The organism is Kitasatospora sp. NPDC001119 (assembly GCF_053598475.1).
This window is the reverse complement of sequence record NZ_JBSFKI010000007.1, coordinates 121,324-138,723: the sequence shown is the minus strand read 5'-3', so window position 1 is coordinate 138,723 and position 17,400 is coordinate 121,324. Positions and strand designations below refer to the sequence as shown.

Genomic DNA, 17,400 nt, shown 5'->3' with positions numbered 1-17,400 from the left:
GACAAGCGGAAAGGCCGCCCCCGGGGTCTCCCGGGGGCGGCCTTTCCCGTGCTTCCTGGTTGTCCCCGGGGGACGCCCGGTCAGCCGAGCTGCTGCTCGATCGCGCGCAGCTTGCGCTCCAGCGAGTCCAGCTTCGGCATCGACAGGGTGTCGTCGTCGGCCGTCAGGTCGATGGTCGAGTCGCTGCGGGACGACCCGGTGCCGGAGGACGCGTACGAGGAGGACGCGTACGAGGAGCCGACGGCGGCGCGCGGCCGGCGGCCGGCGTCCAGGGCGGCCGGCTCGAAGGAGTCGGCGGACCGGTGCGAGTCCGCGTACGAGGAGGCCGGGGAGGTCGAGGTGGTGGCGTCGGTTTTCGCGGCTAGGGCAGGCTCCGTAGCGCTCGGGCCGTCTCCGGCAGCCGTGAGGGCGGGAACCTGGCGGCCGCCGCGGCCCCGGGCGAGCATGCCGCCCTGGCGCGAGATGGCCTTCAGCTCGGCCCGCTCGCGGCGGTCGGCGGTGCGGGCGCGGGCCTTGGCGTCCAGCTTCGCCTGGCGCTCCTCGCGCACCTCCTCGACCGCCTCGTCCAGGCTGCGGACGTTCTCCAGCAGCATCAGCGACCAGGCCGCGTAGGTCTCGCGCGGGGCGCGCAGCCAGCGGACGATGCGGATCTGCGGCAGCGGGCGCGGCACCAGGCCCTGCTCGCGCAGCGCGGCCTTGCGGGTCTGCTTCAGCGCGCGGTCGAACAGGATCGCCGCCGAGATCGACATGCCGGAGAAGAACTGCGGGGCGCCGTCGTGCGACACGCCGCGCGGGGCGTGCACCCAGTTGAACCAGGCCGAGGCGATCGCGAACACCCAGACCAGCAGGCGCGAGCCGAGCGCGGCGTCACCGTGGCTGGCCTCGCGGACGGCGAGCACCGAGCAGAACATCGCGGCGCCGTCCAGGCCGAACGGGACGAGGTACTCCCAGCCGCCGGACAGGCCCAGGTTCTCCTTGCCGAAGCCGACCAGGCCGTGGAAGGAGAGGGCCGCGGCGACGCCGGCGCAGCAGAACAGCAGCGTGTACGAGGAGATGCCGTAGATCATCTCCTTGCGCCGGCGGCGCTCCTCGCTGCGCTCCCAGGAGTCGCCGGACTCGTCCTTCTTCGAGCTCTTGAAACGCAGCGTCGCCAGCAGGACGGCGACGAACAGCAGGGCTGCGCCGCCGATGACGGTCCAGACCAGCTGTATGGAGGTCAGGTTCATTGCGGGTCGGGCCTCGGGTTTCCGCAGGGGACAGGATCACAGCGCGACACAGGTGGTCAGGGCCCGCTGTACGGGCACCGCCTGACGGTCGGTTCGTCGCCGCACGGCATGCCCGCCGCACCCGCGCAGGGGCGGACGGGACGCCTGTGCGGCTAGACGATATCGCGTCCGAAGGGGCGGCATGTTACGGGAGGGCGGCTTCCTCCTGCCAATCGACCCGCCGGTTGGATAGGGGAGGGGTGGACGGGGTATCCGACGGCCGGGCCGATGCCCGATCATTGGTCGGCGGACCGTCAGAACGCCTGGCGGGAGCAGGGGGAGAGGACGGCATGGTCTCGATCTGGGAGTACCTGCGCGGGGACAAGAGCTACACCTTCGACAACCCCGGCGGTCAGCACAAGGTCATACTCACCAAGTCGACTCCGCAGCACGCGATCACCGGGTCGGCCGCCACCACCGGCTACCTCTACGTCAACCTGCACTGGACGATGAGCGCCGGGGGCTCCCGCCGGCCGAGCGCCCGGGAGTCCGTCAAGCGGTTCTTCAGCCCGCGGATCCTGCGGCCGCAGGACCCGGACTCGCCGCAGAACAGCGAGCCGATGAACGTCGACCTCGACCTGGCCTGCATGTACGAGCTCTCCGACGGGAGCACCGGCGTGGTGCAGCCGCTCGGCGGGCTCTTCGGCGACCTCCAGAACGCGCCGTACATCAAGCTCAGCGGCGACGACCAGTACGGGGCGCCGTCCGGCGAGACGATGTACGTCAACCTGGAGAAGAAGGACAAGTTCAAGCGGCTGCTGATCTTCGTCTACATCTACGACGGCACGCCGGCCTTCGAGCAGTCGCACGCGGTGGTCACGATCGTGCCGCAGACCGGGCCGCGGATCGAGATCAAGCTGGAGGAGCGGGCCCGGGCGGCGCGCTCCTGCGCGGTGGTGCTGATCGAGAACGCGGGGGACAACCAGCTGACGGTGCGGCGCGAGGTGCGGTACGTCAACGGGTTCCAGGCGGACATCGACCGGCTGTACGGGTTCGGGATGCAGTGGCAGCGCGGGTACAAGGGCGACTGACGCCGGCGGGCGCGGCGGTTCCACGGCGGCGGGCGGTGCGTGCGGCGGGGCCGGGGGCGTCCGGCGGCCCCGCCGGGGGTGTCAGCGGGGCTGGAACTGCGGGCCCTGCGGGGGCAGCGCGAACTCCTCGCCGGTGGGCGCCGGGGGCTGGGCCGTCGGCGGCTGCGGCGGGACGGGCGGCTGCTGGCCGGTGCCGGGCTGCGGGTAGCCGTAGCCGGCGGGGCGCTGCTGCGGCGGCGCGGGCTGGTTCTGCTGGGGGTACCCGTAACCGCCCGACTGCTGCTGGTAGGGCTGCTGGCCGGTGCCCGGTTGCGGGTAGCCGTAGCCGCCGGTGGGCTGCTGCTGCGGTGCGGGCTGCTGCTGGGGGTAGCCGTACCCCGTGCCGGGCTGCTGGGGGTAGCCGTAGCCGGTGCCGGGTCGGTTGCTCGGGGGAGCGGTGGGCGGCGGGGGCACGGTCGGCGGGGCGGTGGGCGGCGGCGGGGTCGCCGGCGCGGGCGAGGCGTTCGCGGCGGTGGCCGGGGCCGGGGCCGGTGCGGTGGCCGGGGCCGGGGTGGGCGGTGACTGCGGGACGGCCGGGGCCAGGGTGAAGGTGCCCGGCTCGGGGGTGGTCGAGCGCGGGTCCGGCAGCGGGGTGCTGCGCGGGTCGAACGCGCCGGACGGGGCGGGGGCGGCGCCGAGGGCCTGGTCGGCCTCCGCCTCGTCGTCCACGGTGATGCCGAAGTCGGTGGCGAGGCCGATCAGCCCGGAGGTGTAGCCCTGGCCGATCGCCCGGAACTTCCAGGCCCCGGACCGGCGGTACAGCTCGCCCGCGACCAGGGCGGTGACGTTCTCGGCGTCGTCGATCGCGAACTCGGCGAGTGCGGGGACGCCCTCGCCGGCCGTGGCGTCGAAGAGCAGCAGGCGCAGCCCCGGCACGGCGCGGAACGGCCCGCCCTCGGAGGAGCCGGCCAGCACCACGCGGTCCACCTCGGCGGGCAGCTTGCCCAGTTCGACCTCGACCGTGTCGATGATCTCGGCGCCGCCGGAGGTCTGCTGCTTGGGCAGGTGGCGGACCAGGCCGGAGGGGTGGCGGGGCTGGTTGTAGAAGACGAAGTCGGCGTCCGAGCGGACCTTTCCGGAGGCGCCGAGCAGCAGCGCGGACGCGTCCACGTCCGGCGCACCGGGCGTGGCGCTCCAGCGCAGCACGGCGCGGACCGCCGCCGCCGGCAGTGCGATGTTGGCGCCCTTGGCCATCACGTGCGTCATAGCCGACCATCCTGCCTGTTCGCCACCCCTTCGGACAACGTGACCGGACCGGTCCGCGCGGAGTCGGACTTTGCCAAGACTTGCGCTTTCCGAGGTTTGCCGCCGTCGTTTCCGGGATGGGGCGCCGGTGCGCCCATGATCGTCCAAGTGGACCGGGATGTTCCGGGAGTTCAGTGCCGGGGAACCGGGACCGGCCGGATCCCGTCCGTACGATGGGCGGTCGAAAGGTCTCCGGGGGTTCGGCGGAGGGGCGTCCGGCGGCGGCGTGCCCGGGAACCTTGGCGCCCGGTCGGCCGGTTGACCAGGGTGTCGTCGGCAACGGGCCGGGGGCCGGTCCACTTCCTGGAGGAGAGCACCTTGCGCCATTTCGGCCACCTCGCCGAGGACGTACGCGGCCGGCTCTTCCTGGAACAGCCGCGCCCGTTCAGCGCGCGGAGCGGGCCGGAGGTGATCGCCACCGCCCTCGGCGGCACCCTCTACAGCCCGGCCACCAGGCCCGCCCTGGCCGCCGACATCCGCAAACTCGCTGGTCGGGGCGTGGTGTCGATGGTGCTCTGCCTGGAGGACGCGATCGCCGACCACGAGGTGGACGCGGGCGAGCGGAACCTGGTCGAGCAGTTGAATGACCTGGTCAAGGACTTCACCGACTGTGCACAGAGCCACCCCCTGCTCTTCATCAGGGTCCGCAGCGCCGCCCAGATCCTCGACCTGGCCGAGCGTCTCGGCCCGGCCGCCGAACTGCTCAGCGGCTTCGTGCTGCCGAAGTTCACCCCGGCGAACGGCGGCGGGTACCTGGCCGCGCTGGCCGCCGCCGAGGCCGCGACCGGGCGGCGGCTGTTCGCCATGCCCGTCCTGGAGTCGCCCGAACTCGCCCACCTGGAGACCAGGCGGGAGCAGCTGTTCGGCATCGCCCAGCTGCTCGCCGCCCACCGCGAACGGGTGCTCGCCGTCCGGCTCGGGGTCACCGACCTCTGCTCCGCGTACGGCCTGCGGCGCTCGCCCGACCTCACCGCGTACGACGTGGCGCTGGTCGCCTCGGTGATCGGGGACGTGGTCAACGTGCTCGGCCGGGCGGACGGCACCGGGTACACCGTCACCGGACCGGTCTGGGAGTACTTCCCGGTGCAGGAGCGGATGTTCAAGCCGCAGCTGCGCCGGACCCCGTTCGCCGGGGCCTCCGTCCCCGCCGCGGCCGGGGTGCTCCAGGCCTCCGGCGAGGAGGTCCGCCGGCGGATCATCGAACACGACCTGGACGGGCTGATCCGGGAGGTCGAACTCGACCGGGCCAACGGCCTGCTCGGCAAGACCTGCATCCACCCCAGCCACGTACCGGCCGTGCACGCCCTCTCCGTGGTCACGCACGAGGAGTACTGCGACGCCCGCGACATCCTCCGGCAGGAGCAGGACGGCGGCGGGGTACTGCGCTCGGCGTACACCAACAAGATGAACGAGGCCCGGCCGCACCGGGCCTGGGCGGAGCGGGTGCTGCTGCGGGCGGAGGTGTTCGGGGTGGCCCGGGAGGACGTGAGCTTCGCCGAACTGCTGTCGGCCTGCCTGTGCGGCTGACGGCGCCCGGACGGACACAACCGTGAATGCCGGCTACGAACGCATCGACGAACGCACCATCGCACCACCGAAGGCAGGACCAGCAGTGACAGCAACACCGCAGACGTGGACCGGCCGTTGGGTCGCCGACCGGGCCGGGATCGCCCTGACCGGCTCCGAGCGCCTCCCCGAACTCGTCGGCCTGGCGCTGCGCTCGGGGAACCCCAAGCGCGCCCACCTGCTGGTCTCCACGGTGCTCGGCAAGCACGTGCCGCAGCGGCCCTCGGTGGTCCACGGCGCCGGGCTCGAACTCGGCCGCCGGGTCCGCGACCTGCTCGGCGCGGAGGCGTCCGGGCGGGCCGTCGTACTCGGCTACGCGGAGACGGCCACCGGCCTCGGCCACAGCGTCGCCGACGGCCTGGACGCCCCCTACCTGCACTCCACCCGCCGGCCGGTGCCCGGCCTGGACCCGGTCGGCGGCTTCGAGGAGGAGCACTCGCACGCCACCTCGCACCTGCTGCTCCCCGCCGACCCCGGACTCCTCGCCGGCGACGGGCCGCTGGTGCTGGTGGACGACGAGTTCTCGACCGGACGGACGGTGCTCAACACCATCCGCGACCTGCACGCCCGCCACCCGCGCGGGCACTACGTGGTGGTCGCCCTGGTGGACCTGCGCTCCGCGGCCGACCGGCGCCGGCTCGATGAGGCCGCCGCCGAACTCGGCGTCCGGCTGGACCTGGTGGCCACCGCGAGCGGCGGCGTCGAGCTGCCGGAGGACGTCGTGGCGCGGGCCGAGCGGCTGATCGCCGAGGCGGCGCCGACCACGGCGCCCCCGGCCGGGGAGCCGCCGTCGGCCGGCCCCGCGCCGCTGGACCGGGTCGAACTGGACTGGCCCGCCGGGCTCCCGGACGGCGGTCGGCACGGCTTCACCGCCCGCGACCGCGCCCGGCTGGACGCCGCACTGCCCCGGCTGGCCGGGCAGCTCGCCGAGGCCCTGCCCGCCGGCGCGCGGCGGGTGCTGGTGCTCGGCTTCGAGGAGCTGATGTACGCGCCGCTGCGCCTGGCCGACGCCCTCGCCGAGCGGCTCGGCGGCGACCGCGTCCGGTTCTCCACCACCACCCGCTCGCCCGTCCTGGCGGTGGACGACCCCGGCTACGCCATCCGCACCCGGCTCGCCTTCCCCGCCCATGACGACCCGCGGGACGGCGGCTCGCCCGAGCGCTACGCGTACAACGTCGCCCCCGGCAGCGACCCGGCGCGGCGCTTCGACGCCGTGGTGCTGGTGGTGGACGACGTGGCCGACACCCCGGCGCTGCACGAGGGCGAGCACGCGCTGCTCGGCCAGCTGCGGCGGGTGACCGACCGGGTGGTGCTCGCCGTGCTGCCCTCGCACCGGCCGGTGCCCGTCGTGCCCGCTCCGCTCGCCGCACCCTCGTCGCTGCCCGCGCCCCTGTCGGCGCCCGGGTCTTCGGAGTTGCCCGCGCCCCTGTACGGGCCGGCGTTCTCCTCGTACCCGGCCGAGGAGGTGGCCTGGCTGCTCAAGGACCTCTCCGGGGTCGCGCTCGAAGCCCCCACCGAGGAGCGCGAGGAGGCCGTCCAGAACGGCGGCGCCCACTACGCCGAGTCGCTGCCGGTCGAGTACCAGCCCAGTCCCGAGTACCAGGAGCTGTTCCACCAGGCGCTGCGCGGCTCCGCCGGCCGGATCGCGCTCGCCGTCGGCACCGTCGCCGAGACGCTGCTGCGCGAGCGCGGCCCCGGGCTGGTGCTGGCCTCGCTGGCCCGGGCCGGCACGCCCGTCGGCATCCTGGTCCGCCGCTGGCTGGCCTTCGCCCACGGCCTGTCGGTGCCGCACTACGCGGTCTCGATCGTGCGCGGCCGCGGCATCGACCCGGTCGCACTGCGGTACCTGGCGGCCCACCACCGGGCGCGGGACGTGGTGTTCGTGGACGGCTGGACGGGCAAGGGCGCGATCACCCGCGAACTGGCCGACGCGCTGGCCGGCACCGGCTTCGACCCGGACCTCGCGGTGCTCGCCGACCCGGGCCGCTGCGTGCGGACGTACGGCACCAGGGACGACTTCCTGATCCCGTCCGCCTGCCTCAACTCCACGGTCTCCGGGCTGGTTTCGCGCACCGTGCTGCGCGCCGGGCTGATCGGGCCGGACGACTTCCACGGCGCCAAGCACTACGCCGAGCTGGCCGGGAACGACGTCTCGGCGCTCTTCCTGGACGCGGTGGCCGCCCGCTTCGGCGAGGTCCGCGCCGCGGCGGTCGAGGGCGCCGACCGGCTCGCCGCCGACCCGCACCGGGAGCCCGACCGGGCCGGCTGGGCCGCCGTCGAGCGGATCAGCGCCGAGTACGGCATCGACAACGTCAACCTGGTCAAGCCCGGTGTCGGCGAGACCACCCGGGTGCTGCTGCGCCGCGTCCCCTGGCGGATCCTCGCCCGGCGCGGCGCCGGTGCGGACCTCGACCACGTCCGGCTGCTCGCCGCCCAGCGCGGCGTCGAGGTCGAGGAGGTGGACGGCCTGCCGTACACCTGCGTCGGCCTGATCCACCCCCGCTACAGCCGCGGGGCGACCGGGGGAGACGGGCGCGCGGTGGCCGACGGGGGCACCGTGACCGAGACGACGGGGAGGGAATCCTGATGGGTGTCCTGGTGGCCAGCGACCTCGACCGGACGCTGATCTACTCCGAGCGGGCCATGGCCCTGGCCGGGCCCGACCGGCTGGCGCCGAGGCTGCTCTGCGTCGAGGTGTACCAGGGGCGGCCGCTGTCCTTCATGACCGAGCGGGCCGCCGGGCTGCTCGCCGAACTCGCCCGGGAGGCCTGCTTCGTCCCGGCCACCACCCGCACGCCGGAGCAGTACGGGCGGGTCAACCTGCCCGGCCCGACGCCGGACTGGGTCCCCGCGTACGCGATCTGCGCCAACGGCGGGCAACTGCTGGTGGACGGCGTGCCGGACGGTGACTGGCGGGCCGAGATCACCGCGCGGACAGCCGCCGGCTCGGCCCCGCTGGAGGAGGTCGTCCGGCGGCTCGCCCTGTGCGCCGACCCGGAGTGGACGCACAAGCGGCGGGTCGCCGACGAGCTGTTCGCCTACCTGGTGGTCGAGCGCGCCGCGCTGCCGGAGGGCTGGCTGGCGGAGCTGACCGGCTGGTGCGCCGAGCGCGGCTGGACGGTCTCCCTGCAGGGCCGCAAGGTGTACGCGGTGCCCGCGCCGCTCACCAAGAGCGCCGCGCTGGCCGAGGTCGTCCGGCGCCGCGGCGCGGACACCGTGCTGGCGGCCGGGGACTCGCTGCTCGACGCCGACCTGCTGCTCGCGGCGGACGCGGGCTGGCGCCCGGGGCACGGCGAACTCGCGGACAGCGGCTGGACGGCCCCCGGCGTCACCGCCCTGACGGAGGTGGGGGTGACGGCGGGGGAGGAGATCGTCCGGCGGTTCCTGGCGGGGGCGTCGGCCCTGCCGGTCGGGGGCTGACCCCCGGGTTCGGGTCCGGGTTCGGCTGCGGGTGGGTCAGCCGCAGCAACCGCCCCCGCCCCCGGCGGGGGCCTGCGGGGCGGCGGCCGCGCCGCCCGTGACGGCGACGGTGGACAGCAGCTTCACGGTGTCCTGGTGGCCCTGAGGGCAGACGGCGGGGTCGTTGGCCTGGGCCATCGGGCGGCGGAGCTCGAAGGTGGCGCCGCAGGAGCGGCAGCGGAAGTCGTAGCGAGGCATACCGGCAGGGTACCGAGCGGGGCCCCTGCCGGCAGCCCGCTTCGGGTGCTTCCAGGGCACTGGTGCTACCGATGCCTTGGCGCTCCCGGCGCTACCGGTGGCCGCCGAGGTCCCCGCGGATCAGCTCGATCACCCGGGCCGCCGTGTCCCGCACCGCCGCGAGCTCGGTCAGGAAGTGCCAGTAGTCGGGGTGCCGGCCGGCCGCCTCCAGCGTGGCCACGGCGCGGTCCAGCCGGGCCACCGCCTCGTCCAGCGGGGCGGCGTGCCGCGGGTCCGGCGCGCTGCGCCCGGCCATCGCCAGCCGCTGCGCGTCCCGGATGGCGAAGCGGGCGCGCTCGATCTCCCGATTGGGGTCGTGCTGCACCTCGTTCAGCTGCCGCAGCCGGTCGTTCGCCGCGAGCACCGAGCCGTCGGCGGTCTCCAGCAGCGCGCGGACCGTCCCGATCGCGGCGGTGGCGTCGGCCCAGCGCTGCTCGTCCCGGGCCCGGGCGGCCTCGGCGAGCTTGCGCTCGGCGGCCCGCCCGGCCTCCGCGACCTGGTCCGGCACCCGTTGGAGGTCCTGCCAGCAGGAGGTGCTGAACCGGCGGCGCAGCTCGCTCAGGGCGGGCTCGACCGTCTCGGCCTTGGTCTCCAGCGCCTGGATGCGGGTCCGCAGGCTCGCCACCCGCCGGTCGATCTCCCGCGCCCGCTCCGGCAGTTGTCCGGCGTCGGCGGCGATCGCCTCGGCGCGCTGCTTCACGTCCTCCGCGCGCCGCAGGGTGTCCGCGACCCCGTGCCGGGCCGGGCCCTCGTTCAGCCGGCCGAGCTCGGGCGCCAGTTCGGCGAGCCGGGCCGCCAGGTCGTCCGCCCGCAGGCCGGCGCCGCGCGCCCCGTCCAGCGCGGTGGTGGCCGCGAGCAGCGCGCGCTTGGCCTGCTCGACCGCCGGGGTGACCCGCATCAGCTGCTGCTCGGCGTGCTCGACGGTCGGCTGCAGGCGGCGCAGGAAGTCGTTCAGCTCCGCGCGGGCCGAGCCGAGCTGGCTCTTCACGTCCTCCAGCCGGCGCCTGGCCTGCGCGGCCGTGCCGGCGTCCAGGGTCTCGCTGTCCAGGTTGTGGGCGTCGAGCGCGGCGAGGTAGTTCACGGTGACCTGCTCGACCCGGCCGGAGATCGCCGCCAGGTCGGCCAGCGCGCGCTGCGCCGTCGGGCCCTCCTCGGCCGCGCGGACGGTCTCCACCGCGAGCTGCACCTCGCGCTGGGTCTCCTCCAGCTCGTAGAACGCCTCCTGGGCCGCCGCCCGGGCCTCCCGGGCCTGCGCCCGTCCGCCCTCGCCGCCGCCCCGCCGGCCCCACCAGCCGCCGGTTCCGGCGGAGGCCAGCCCGACCGCGGCCAGCGCACCCGCCAGCGCCACCGGCACCACCAACGCGTCGGCCAGTGCCGCCCCCGCCCGACGCCGCCCCCGCCCGCTCCCGCCGGCCACCGTCACTGCGCGCTCCCTGCTCCGACCCGCTGATCCGGCCCCCATTCTCCCCGATCCCCCCGCCGGCCCGGCACCCCCTCCCGCCCCGCCCGCCGCACGGCCCCGCCCCTCGCCGGGCGCCCGTCCCCCACCACCTCCCGGGACCAGGTACCCTAGGCTCTCGTCGTGCGCCCCTCGGGCCACGGCAGGGGGCGCGTAGCTCAGTGGTAGAGCGCTGCTCTTACAAAGCAGATGTCGGCGGTTCGAAACCGTCCGCGCCCACAGCAGGGAGCCCGGTGCCCCCGACCGGGATGGTCGGGGGCACCGGGCTCTCGCGGTGTCGGCGCCGGGGCCGGGTCAGACCTCGAGGACCCGCAGGGCGGGGTGGTCGACCGTGTTGAGGTAGAGCTTCTCCTTGGTGCCCTCCTGCTCCAGCTCGACGACCAGCCGGTAGCGGTACAGGCCGGGCTTGGCGGTGCTGAGCACGGTGCCGGCCCAGTAGTAGTAGACCGGGGTCAGCGGGGAGCGCATGCGGTCGGGCATGCCGTAGATCTTGAGCTCGGTGAAGAGCTTCCGCTCGGCCACGTCCTCCTCGTCACCCAGTTCGGTGTCGAGGACCACGATGTTGTTGATCTTGGGCATGGGCGGCCAGGTGCCGTCCAGCCGCCGCTCCATGTCGAGCGGGCGGATGATCCAGTTGATCACCTGGCCCTGCTTGCAGACCGTCTCCAGCTGCCGGGTGCCCTGGCCGGACCCGCCGACGCTGTTGTCCATCATGTACATCGCGTCGCCCAGCGAGCGGTTGGCCGTGGCCCGCTCCATGTTCACGAGCGTGACGACGTTGAGCTGGACCGAGTTCAGCTGCCCGGGGTTCTGCTTCCCCTCGGTGGCGCTGCTTGCCGTGGTTGTCAAGGTTCCTCCTTCGAGCGCGCCGCTCCGGGCGGTCCACCCGCCCGGAGCCGTCCGTTGCGCGGAGCGGTCAGGTGGCCCGGCCGACCAGGACGGGCGACACGGTGGTGGTGATCGGCTCGGCCTGGGTGCCCAGCCGGAACCGGATCCGGTACGGCACGGGGGACGCGGCGTCCTTCTTCACCGTCCCGGTCCAGTAGGCGACGTCGGTGCCGGGGTACACCTTCCGGACCGGCTCGCACACCTCGTGGTCGATCTCGATCCCGTCGATGGCCACGTAGGCCTCGCACTCGAGCGCCAGCACGTTCCAGAGCAGCTGGTCGCCGGCCTTGACCTTGGTCCGCAGCTCCTCGGTGCCGAAGTCGGCGGACCCGCCGGCCTTGTTGGTGTCGTACAGGTACAGGTGGCCGTGGGTGCTCTGGGACGCCAGCATGCCCACGCAGTCCACCACCGCGGTGATCGAGATCGGGCGCTTCGGCGTGGTCTTCAGCCGTGGCTTGGTGGTCATCTACTCCTCCTCGTCCTTACGGGGACTTCCTGGGACAGCGGTTCAGCCGAAGGCGGCCGGGGCGATCGGCAGGTAGCCCACGCCCGCCCCGGTGAAGCCGTTCCGCTTGGGCTCCGCGGTGATCCGGAGCTTCGACTCGCAGGTGAGGTTGACCGGCTCCCAGGTCCACTCGCCCGCCCGCTGGATCAGCTCGTGGAGCTGGATCCGCATCTTGTAGCTGTACGTGCCGGGCCGGGAGGTGTCGATCGTCGCCGACCAGTACCAGCCGTCGGTGACCAGGTCCGGGGAGCCGTACTCGGCCGGGTAGATGATCTTCTCGTCCACCGCCTCGCCGAAGATGTCGGTGATCACCGGCGCCGGGTAGCTGTGGGTGTCCTGGCCGTGGTCGGAGACCACCCGGCCGGTGACGTCCAGGACCCGCTGCCCGGAGAGGGCCGCGGTGCGCGAGGCGCCGTTGACCCTGGTGCCGACGGTCTGCCGGATCCGGGTGAGCGCGGCCTCGGTGTCGCCGTTCGCGACCCCGGCCTTCTCGCTCAGGTTCGCGAGCTCCGCCAGCGCCTCCTTCTCGGCCGCCCGCGCCCGGGTGGTGTGGTAGCCGCGGGGCACCGTCGGGGGGATCGAACCGAGGCTGTACGGGAGCCAGTTGAGCACCTGCTCGCCGGCCTGCGAGCCGTCGCTCCAGTAGCTGCCGTTGATCGCGGTGACCAGCTCGCCGGTGCCCTGGTTCAGGGAGCCGTGGAGCTTCATGTTGTCGAACAGATAGGTGTTGCCGGTCAGCGTCCGGGACTCCAGCGCGTTGCCGACGTCCACGAGCACGATGATCGCCAGTTGTTGGGCCATGCGCCCACCCTCCTTGTCGGTGTTCCGCCTACAGGCACATCAGTGCGGGCGAGTCGATGTGCAGCACGCTGTGCTCGCCCTCGTACATCTGGAGCTCCAGCCGGTACCGGTACGGCACCCCGGGCACCAGGTACGGCGGGACCACGCCGGACCAGACGTTGAGGTCCAGCTGGCCGGCCGCCACCCGGTGGTCGGCGGGCGCAGCGCCGTCCGCGCCGTCCGCCGCACCGGCGTCCACGCCCTCGACCGCGGAGCCGGCCACGGCGGCGGGGTCGACGCCGTACGCGGCCGCGCCCGCGGCCCCGTCCGCCGGCACGAAGCTGATGCTCCGGATCTCGACGGGCGTCTGCAGGTCCACCGCCAGGGCGGACCACTGGACCACCTGGCCGGGGACCACCACGGTGACCAGGTCGGGCGTCCCCTGGTTCTTGCTGTCGAACGACCCGTCGTCGATCAGGCAGAGGTTGCCGTTGAGCAGCGACTTGTCCGAGAGCGCGCCGATCACGTCCACCACGACGGCGATGTTCACTTGCGGTTTCATCCTCACTCCATTCCTCGAACCAACGTTCCGGAGCGGCGGTCGTACCGCCCCGCCGGCTTGGTCAGTCCCGGTCAGCCCCGGTCGCGCACCAGCGGCACCTTGCCGACCGACGTCCGCTCGATCTCCGTGGACGCCCGGGGCACGAACTTGACCAGGAACCGGTAACCGGTCTTCTCGATCGAGGCGGGGTTCGCCTCGCCCTGGTTGAACAGCGAGAGCGAGCGGGGCAGCGCGTTGACGAAGACGTGCTGGACCCCGTACGGGCCGAGCGCGGCGTCCATCCGGTACGTCAGACCGGCGACGTCGTCGACCGAGGCCAGCAGCGTGATCGTCTTGCCCTCGCGGTGGTTCACGAACTGGATCTCGTGGGCCACCACGTCCAGGTCCATCGCGGTGGCCTTGAGCAGGTCGTCCCGCAGCGCCTCGTACGCGCGCGGGGCCGAGTACTGGCTGTCGTTCAGGTGCAGGATGTCCCCGGTGCGGCCGGCGAACTCGAACTGGCCGGTCTTCAGCCCGGGCCCGTCCAGCCGCGGGCGGCGGATCATCCGGTCGCCCAGCTTCAGCCGCAGCAGCGGGGCCTCGTGCCCGTGCAGCCGGGTGACGACCAGCTCGCCCTCCTCGCCCTCGGCGACCCAGCGGCCCTTCTCGTCGACGATCTCCACCAGGTGCAGCCCGGGCACGGCCGCCAGGCAGGGGGACTCCTCCGTCAGCTGCAGCCCGATGGTCTCGGCCTGGGTGGCGGCGAAGTAGCTGAGGATCGACAGGTTCGGGTACATCGCCTTGAGCTCCGCCCGCTTGCGCTGCGGCAGCACCCCGCTCCCGTACAGCGCCACCCGGAAGCTCTCCTTGGCCTCCTGGCTCATGCCCGCGCCGAGCTCGCTGAGGATCGCGATGCCCGCGGTGATCCCCATCAGCGCCTTCGGGCCGGGGTAGGAGAACATGTGCTCCAGCACCGGGGCGGTGACCGGCCCGGCGCCGATGTAGTTGACCCCCGGCACCTGGGCCAGCACGCCGCCCACCATGGTGCCGCTGCTCCACATCTGGTAGTCCGCCAGCGTGGTGTACAGCCACTTGGGGTCGGTGCCGGGCAGGTACTTGGCGAGCTGGTAGGTGCCCATGAAGCGGCCGGCCACCTCGTAGGTGTCCCGCAGCTCCCGCAGCGAGTACACCGACTCCAGGGGCTTCCCGCCGCTGGTGCCGCCGCTGGCCACGATCTCGAAGCCGCCGCGCGCCAGCGGCACCACCATGCCCGGGCGCGAACCCATGAAGAACTCGCGCTGGGTCTCCTTGTCCGACAGCGGGATCCGCTGCCAGTCCTCGTACGTCTGCGGGGCGGCGTCGACGCCGGCGCCCGACAGGCGGCTGCGCCAGAGCGGGTTGAGCCGCACCGTGTTGACCATCTGCTGCAGGCGGCGCAGCACCAGGGCGTCCTGGAGCTCGTGCGACACCTCGCTGTACGGCGCCTGGCAGACCCGCTCGCACTCGCGGAGCTTGCTCGCGAACGAGGGGAGCTTCTCCACCGCGTCGACCGACTCCGGATTCAGCTCCCACTCGGGGATCAGCCAGCTCGCCAGTTCGTCGATGCCGCCGGGTGCCGCCGGCCGGTCGGGCGCGACACTCACTGCACTCATCGTCAATTCCCCGTCCTTCTGTTGTTCACGTGTTCAGGTGCCGTCGTTCGTTCGGCAGCGATTGTTCGGGCACGGTTCTTCGGCGGCCCTCAGCGGGCGTCGGCCAGGAGGTCGGTACCGACCCGCCTGATCTCGCCGAGCAGCATCCGGAAGTGTTCGGCGGTGATCTGGTGGTTCATCATCACCACGCGCAGGGCGGCTACCCCGTCGATGTTCACCTTGGAGATGAAGAAATTCCCCCGGATTTTGATCCGGTTCCTGATCGCCACCTGGAGGCGGTGCACGCCGTCGTCCGGAAGTTCTGCCGGTCGGTAGCGGAAGCACAGGATGTTGGCCTCCGGGCGGTGCAGCGTCTCGAAATCCGGCTCGTCCAGGAGAATCCGGTGGATTTCCCCGGTCAGGTCGCAGAGGTACTCGATCTTCTCGGCGAACAGGGCCGGGCCGTAGACGGACCAGAGGGTCCACAGCGGCATGATCATGGGCCGCTTGGTGCACTCGAAGTTCCGGGCTCCGCTGTCGAGCTCGGTGTAGCGGTCCGGCTCCTCGTCGAAGACGTAGCTGGCGCGCTGCTGGAAGGCCCCGAGGCTGTCCTCCTTGTTCCGGTAGAACAGCAGCGTGCAGGGCGCCGGGACGAACATCATCTTGTGCGCGTCCCAGGCCACCGAGTCGACCTTCTCGATGCCCCGCAGCTTGTGCCGGAGCCGGTCGGAGACCAGCAGGCTGGCGCCGTGGGCGCCGTCCACGTGCAGCCAGATGCCGGCTTCCCGGGCGATGTCGGCGAGTCCGTCGAGCGGGTCGAAGGCGCCGACCGAGGTGGTGCCGGCCGAGGCGACCAGGGCGAACACCTTCAGCCCCCGCTGCTCGGCCGCCGCCAGGGCGGGCCGCACCTGCTCCAGGCAGATCTGCTGCTCCGCGTTGATCGGCAGGCGGACGATCTGCGACTCGCCGATCCCCAGGATCCCGGCCGCCCGCGAGACGCTGTAGTGCACGTCCGCGCCGACCGCGATGGCCGGGCGGAGCAGGCCGTCCCCCGACGGACTGCCGTCCGACCAGAAGCCGGGGAACATCTTGTTCCTGGCCGCCAGCAGCGCGGTCAGATTGGCCAGCGACCCGCCCGAGGTGGTCACCATGGCGAAGGAGTCCGGTTCCCACCCGATGAAACGGTTCAGCTCCTCGGCCATGATGCGCTCCGCCACGCTGGGCAGCTGGCCGGCCTCGTAGAACGAGGACGGCTGGTTGACCACCGAGCTGACGAAGTCGACGACCCCGCCCAGCGGCACCACGCCCGAGAACTGCCGGCCCATGTACCCCGGCGAGTGGACCTGGATCCCCGTCCTGATGTACAGGTCGGTGATCGCGTCCAGCCGCTTCTCGTCGAAGGCCGCGATCTTCTCGCGCTCGGAGGTCATCAGGGCCCTGGCGGCCAGCGTCAGCGTTTCGGGGTCGATGAGTTCGAGCCCTCTGATCGAGGAATCGGCCAGATGGCTTTCGAGCCGGTTCAGTACCGTCTCGGAATTCTCCCGGAACAGCTCGGGGTCGAACGTGTCCGCCGGCATTCCGCCGTCGCACGGTTTTCCGACCCCGGGAGTTGCGGAGCGACTCGGCTTCTGAGCGCCGAGCAGCGATCCGACTCCGCTTTTTTGCTCGATCGTCTTCTGATTCGAGCGAGATTCCACCATAGGAGCCCCCCAATGGCCCTTGTTGAGGACATCGAGACTTTCCCTTTCCGGAACGGTGCATGTCCAGCTGGGTCACTCCAACGGGTGAATCTTCGTTTTTTATCGGCGTTCGATTGCGGCCCGTCGCCGGACGACTCCGGTGTGTGACATCCGGCATCGCTGCTGGCCAGGGTGGTAGGGCGGCTTGTCACATTTCGAACATTGCAATCGAACGCCGAGGTTGTTATTCGAACGCCAGCCGGGAATGTGCCGTTTTGGCCCCCGGGTCCGCCCGACGGGCCGATTCCGCCCCTTCTGGCCGGTAACGGACCAGGACCGCCGCCCGGTCCTCGTGCCGCACCCGCTACGGGGGCCGGCGATCCCGGGTGATAGGGAGGTGGGATGGCTGAGGTGGCTGAGGTGGCGTTCGACGCGGTGCTGTGCGATGTGGACGGCGTGATCCGGTTCTTCGACGGGAACCGGGTGGCCGCGCTGGAGCGGGCGGCGGGACTGGCGGAGGGGAGCACGGCGGAGGTCGGGTTCGCGCCGGAGAACGACCTCCCGCTGCTGCTCGGGCGGATCGGGAAGGCGCAGTGGGTGGACTCGATCGCGCGGGGGCTGGCCGGCCGGGTGACGGACGCACAGGCGCGCGCCCTGGCACAGGCGTTCGCGGACTCGCCGTTCCGGGCGGACGCGGCGGTGGTGGGGCTGCTGCGGCGGGCCCGGGAGCACTGCCGGGTGGTGCTGGTGACCAACGCGACGGCGTGGCTGGACGAGGACCTGGCGCTGCTGGGGCTGACGGACCTGGCGGACGAGGTGGTGAACAGCTCCCGGGTGGGCAGTGCCAAGCCGGACCGGCGGATCTACGAGATCGCCGCCGAGCGGGCCGGGGCGGCGCCCGAGCGGTGCCTGTTCGTCGACGACCGCCAGGAAAACGTGGACGCGGCGGTGGCGCTGGGCATGACCGGGGTGCGCTACCGGGGGCCGGAGGACCTGCGGCGGGCGCTGGCGGCGGTGCTGGACGGGCGGGGGGTGTCGGGCTGACGGGGTGCTGGGCTGAGGGGGCTCGGGCCGG

The 17,400-nt window shown here is 73.0% G+C and carries 15 protein-coding genes and 1 tRNA gene; 6 read left to right on the top strand and 10 right to left on the bottom strand.

Features of this window, described 5'->3' with window-relative positions; translation table 11 throughout:
* Positions 1-80 precede the first annotated feature (80 nt).
* Positions 81-1,226, bottom strand: coding sequence for a DUF2637 domain-containing protein (locus tag ACWDD9_RS11110; RefSeq protein WP_449811429.1), 1,146 nt, complete (start codon positions 1,224-1,226; stop codon positions 81-83).
* A gap of 329 nt (positions 1,227-1,555) precedes the next feature.
* Here ACWDD9_RS11110 and ACWDD9_RS11105 point away from each other — a divergent pair, with 329 nt between their 5' ends.
* Positions 1,556-2,296, top strand: coding sequence for a Tellurium resistance (locus ACWDD9_RS11105; RefSeq protein WP_049652604.1), 741 nt, complete (start codon positions 1,556-1,558; stop codon positions 2,294-2,296).
* Positions 2,297-2,377: 81 nt separating this feature from the next.
* On the opposite strand, the gene ACWDD9_RS11100 is transcribed toward ACWDD9_RS11105, so the two are convergent.
* Positions 2,378-3,541 carry a TerD family protein gene (locus tag ACWDD9_RS11100; RefSeq protein ID WP_449811428.1) on the bottom strand — a complete coding sequence of 388 codons (1,164 nt, stop codon included), beginning with the start codon at positions 3,539-3,541 and terminating at the stop codon, positions 2,378-2,380.
* A 357-nt stretch (positions 3,542-3,898) separates the two neighbouring features.
* Here ACWDD9_RS11100 and ACWDD9_RS11095 point away from each other — a divergent pair, with 357 nt between their 5' ends.
* The 3 genes from ACWDD9_RS11095 to ACWDD9_RS11085 all read left to right on the top strand — a co-directional run bounded on the left by ACWDD9_RS11095 (position 3,899) and on the right by ACWDD9_RS11085 (position 8,566).
* Positions 3,899-5,107: an HpcH/HpaI aldolase/citrate lyase family protein gene (locus tag ACWDD9_RS11095; RefSeq protein ID WP_449811427.1), complete on the top strand. Its 1,209-nt coding sequence runs from the start codon at positions 3,899-3,901 to the stop codon at positions 5,105-5,107.
* Between the two features lie 85 nt (positions 5,108-5,192).
* Positions 5,193-7,733: a phosphoribosyltransferase gene (locus tag ACWDD9_RS11090; RefSeq protein ID WP_449811426.1), complete on the top strand. Its 2,541-nt coding sequence runs from the start codon at positions 5,193-5,195 to the stop codon at positions 7,731-7,733.
* Positions 7,733-8,566 carry an HAD family hydrolase gene (locus ACWDD9_RS11085; protein WP_449811425.1) on the top strand — a complete coding sequence of 278 codons (834 nt, stop codon included), beginning with the start codon at positions 7,733-7,735 and terminating at the stop codon, positions 8,564-8,566. The genes ACWDD9_RS11090 and ACWDD9_RS11085 overlap by 1 nt, the downstream gene beginning before the upstream one ends.
* Positions 8,567-8,602: 36 nt before the next feature.
* Here the strand turns inward: ACWDD9_RS11085 and ACWDD9_RS11080 are convergent, their stop codons facing one another.
* Both ACWDD9_RS11080 and ACWDD9_RS11075 read right to left on the bottom strand, forming a co-directional pair.
* On the bottom strand, positions 8,603-8,803 hold the full coding sequence (locus ACWDD9_RS11080; protein WP_449811424.1) for an FmdB family zinc ribbon protein: 201 nt from the start codon (positions 8,801-8,803) through the stop codon (positions 8,603-8,605).
* Positions 8,804-8,894: 91 nt separating this feature from the next.
* Positions 8,895-10,304, bottom strand: coding sequence for a hypothetical protein (locus tag ACWDD9_RS11075; protein ID WP_449811423.1), 1,410 nt, complete (start codon positions 10,302-10,304; stop codon positions 8,895-8,897).
* Positions 10,305-10,448: 144 nt separating this feature from the next.
* On the opposite strand from ACWDD9_RS11075, the gene ACWDD9_RS11070 reads away from it, so the two are divergent.
* Positions 10,449-10,520 (top strand) — tRNA-Val (locus ACWDD9_RS11070).
* Between the two features lie 75 nt (positions 10,521-10,595).
* On the opposite strand, the gene ACWDD9_RS11065 is transcribed toward ACWDD9_RS11070, so the two are convergent.
* The 6 genes from ACWDD9_RS11065 to ACWDD9_RS11040 form a co-directional block, all read right to left on the bottom strand.
* Entirely contained in the window at positions 10,596-11,150 is a 555-nt protein-coding gene (locus ACWDD9_RS11065) for a hypothetical protein (protein WP_049654908.1), read from the bottom strand.
* Between the two features lie 67 nt (positions 11,151-11,217).
* On the bottom strand, positions 11,218-11,655 hold the full coding sequence (locus ACWDD9_RS11060; RefSeq protein ID WP_074000783.1) for a hypothetical protein: 438 nt from the start codon (positions 11,653-11,655) through the stop codon (positions 11,218-11,220).
* A gap of 42 nt (positions 11,656-11,697) precedes the next feature.
* A complete protein-coding gene (locus ACWDD9_RS11055) occupies positions 11,698-12,495 on the bottom strand; it encodes a hypothetical protein (protein ID WP_074000784.1) in 798 nt (265 codons plus the stop codon).
* Positions 12,496-12,523: 28 nt separating this feature from the next.
* Complete coding sequence (locus tag ACWDD9_RS11050) at positions 12,524-13,036, bottom strand: hypothetical protein (RefSeq protein WP_147409080.1); 513 nt, start codon at positions 13,034-13,036, stop codon at positions 12,524-12,526.
* Between the two features lie 71 nt (positions 13,037-13,107).
* On the bottom strand, positions 13,108-14,667 hold the full coding sequence (locus tag ACWDD9_RS11045) for a phenylacetate--CoA ligase family protein (protein ID WP_387966213.1): 1,560 nt from the start codon (positions 14,665-14,667) through the stop codon (positions 13,108-13,110).
* Positions 14,668-14,756: 89 nt separating this feature from the next.
* Positions 14,757-16,223: a pyridoxal phosphate-dependent decarboxylase family protein gene (locus tag ACWDD9_RS11040; RefSeq protein ID WP_449811422.1), complete on the bottom strand. Its 1,467-nt coding sequence runs from the start codon at positions 16,221-16,223 to the stop codon at positions 14,757-14,759.
* Between the two features lie 504 nt (positions 16,224-16,727).
* Here ACWDD9_RS11040 and ACWDD9_RS11035 point away from each other — a divergent pair.
* Positions 16,728-17,369, top strand: a complete 642-nt coding sequence (locus ACWDD9_RS11035; protein ID WP_387966211.1) for an HAD family hydrolase — start codon at positions 16,728-16,730, stop codon at positions 17,367-17,369.
* The last annotated feature ends 31 nt before the right edge of the window (positions 17,370-17,400 follow it).

What these genes read in the sequence shown, in the direction of transcription:
- ACWDD9_RS11110 (WP_449811429.1), bottom strand. Translation starts at nt 1,226, where the DNA reads ATGAACCTGACCTCCATACAGCTGGTCTGGACCGTCATCGGCGGCGCA.
- ACWDD9_RS11105 (WP_049652604.1), top strand. Translation starts at nt 1,556, where the DNA reads ATGGTCTCGATCTGGGAGTACCTGCGCGGGGACAAGAGCTACACCTTC.
- ACWDD9_RS11100 (WP_449811428.1), bottom strand. Translation starts at nt 3,541, where the DNA reads ATGACGCACGTGATGGCCAAGGGCGCCAACATCGCACTGCCGGCGGCG.
- ACWDD9_RS11085 (WP_449811425.1), top strand. Translation starts at nt 7,733, where the DNA reads ATGGGTGTCCTGGTGGCCAGCGACCTCGACCGGACGCTGATCTACTCC.
- ACWDD9_RS11080 (WP_449811424.1), bottom strand. Translation starts at nt 8,803, where the DNA reads ATGCCTCGCTACGACTTCCGCTGCCGCTCCTGCGGCGCCACCTTCGAG.
- ACWDD9_RS11075 (WP_449811423.1), bottom strand. Translation starts at nt 10,304, where the DNA reads ATGGGGGCCGGATCAGCGGGTCGGAGCAGGGAGCGCGCAGTGACGGTG.
- ACWDD9_RS11060 (WP_074000783.1), bottom strand. Translation starts at nt 11,655, where the DNA reads ATGACCACCAAGCCACGGCTGAAGACCACGCCGAAGCGCCCGATCTCG.
- ACWDD9_RS11055 (WP_074000784.1), bottom strand. Translation starts at nt 12,495, where the DNA reads ATGGCCCAACAACTGGCGATCATCGTGCTCGTGGACGTCGGCAACGCG.
- ACWDD9_RS11050 (WP_147409080.1), bottom strand. Translation starts at nt 13,036, where the DNA reads ATGAAACCGCAAGTGAACATCGCCGTCGTGGTGGACGTGATCGGCGCG.
- ACWDD9_RS11045 (WP_387966213.1), bottom strand. Translation starts at nt 14,667, where the DNA reads ATGAGTGCAGTGAGTGTCGCGCCCGACCGGCCGGCGGCACCCGGCGGC.
- ACWDD9_RS11040 (WP_449811422.1), bottom strand. Translation starts at nt 16,223, where the DNA reads ATGCCGGCGGACACGTTCGACCCCGAGCTGTTCCGGGAGAATTCCGAG.
- ACWDD9_RS11035 (WP_387966211.1), top strand. Translation starts at nt 16,728, where the DNA reads ATGGCTGAGGTGGCTGAGGTGGCGTTCGACGCGGTGCTGTGCGATGTG.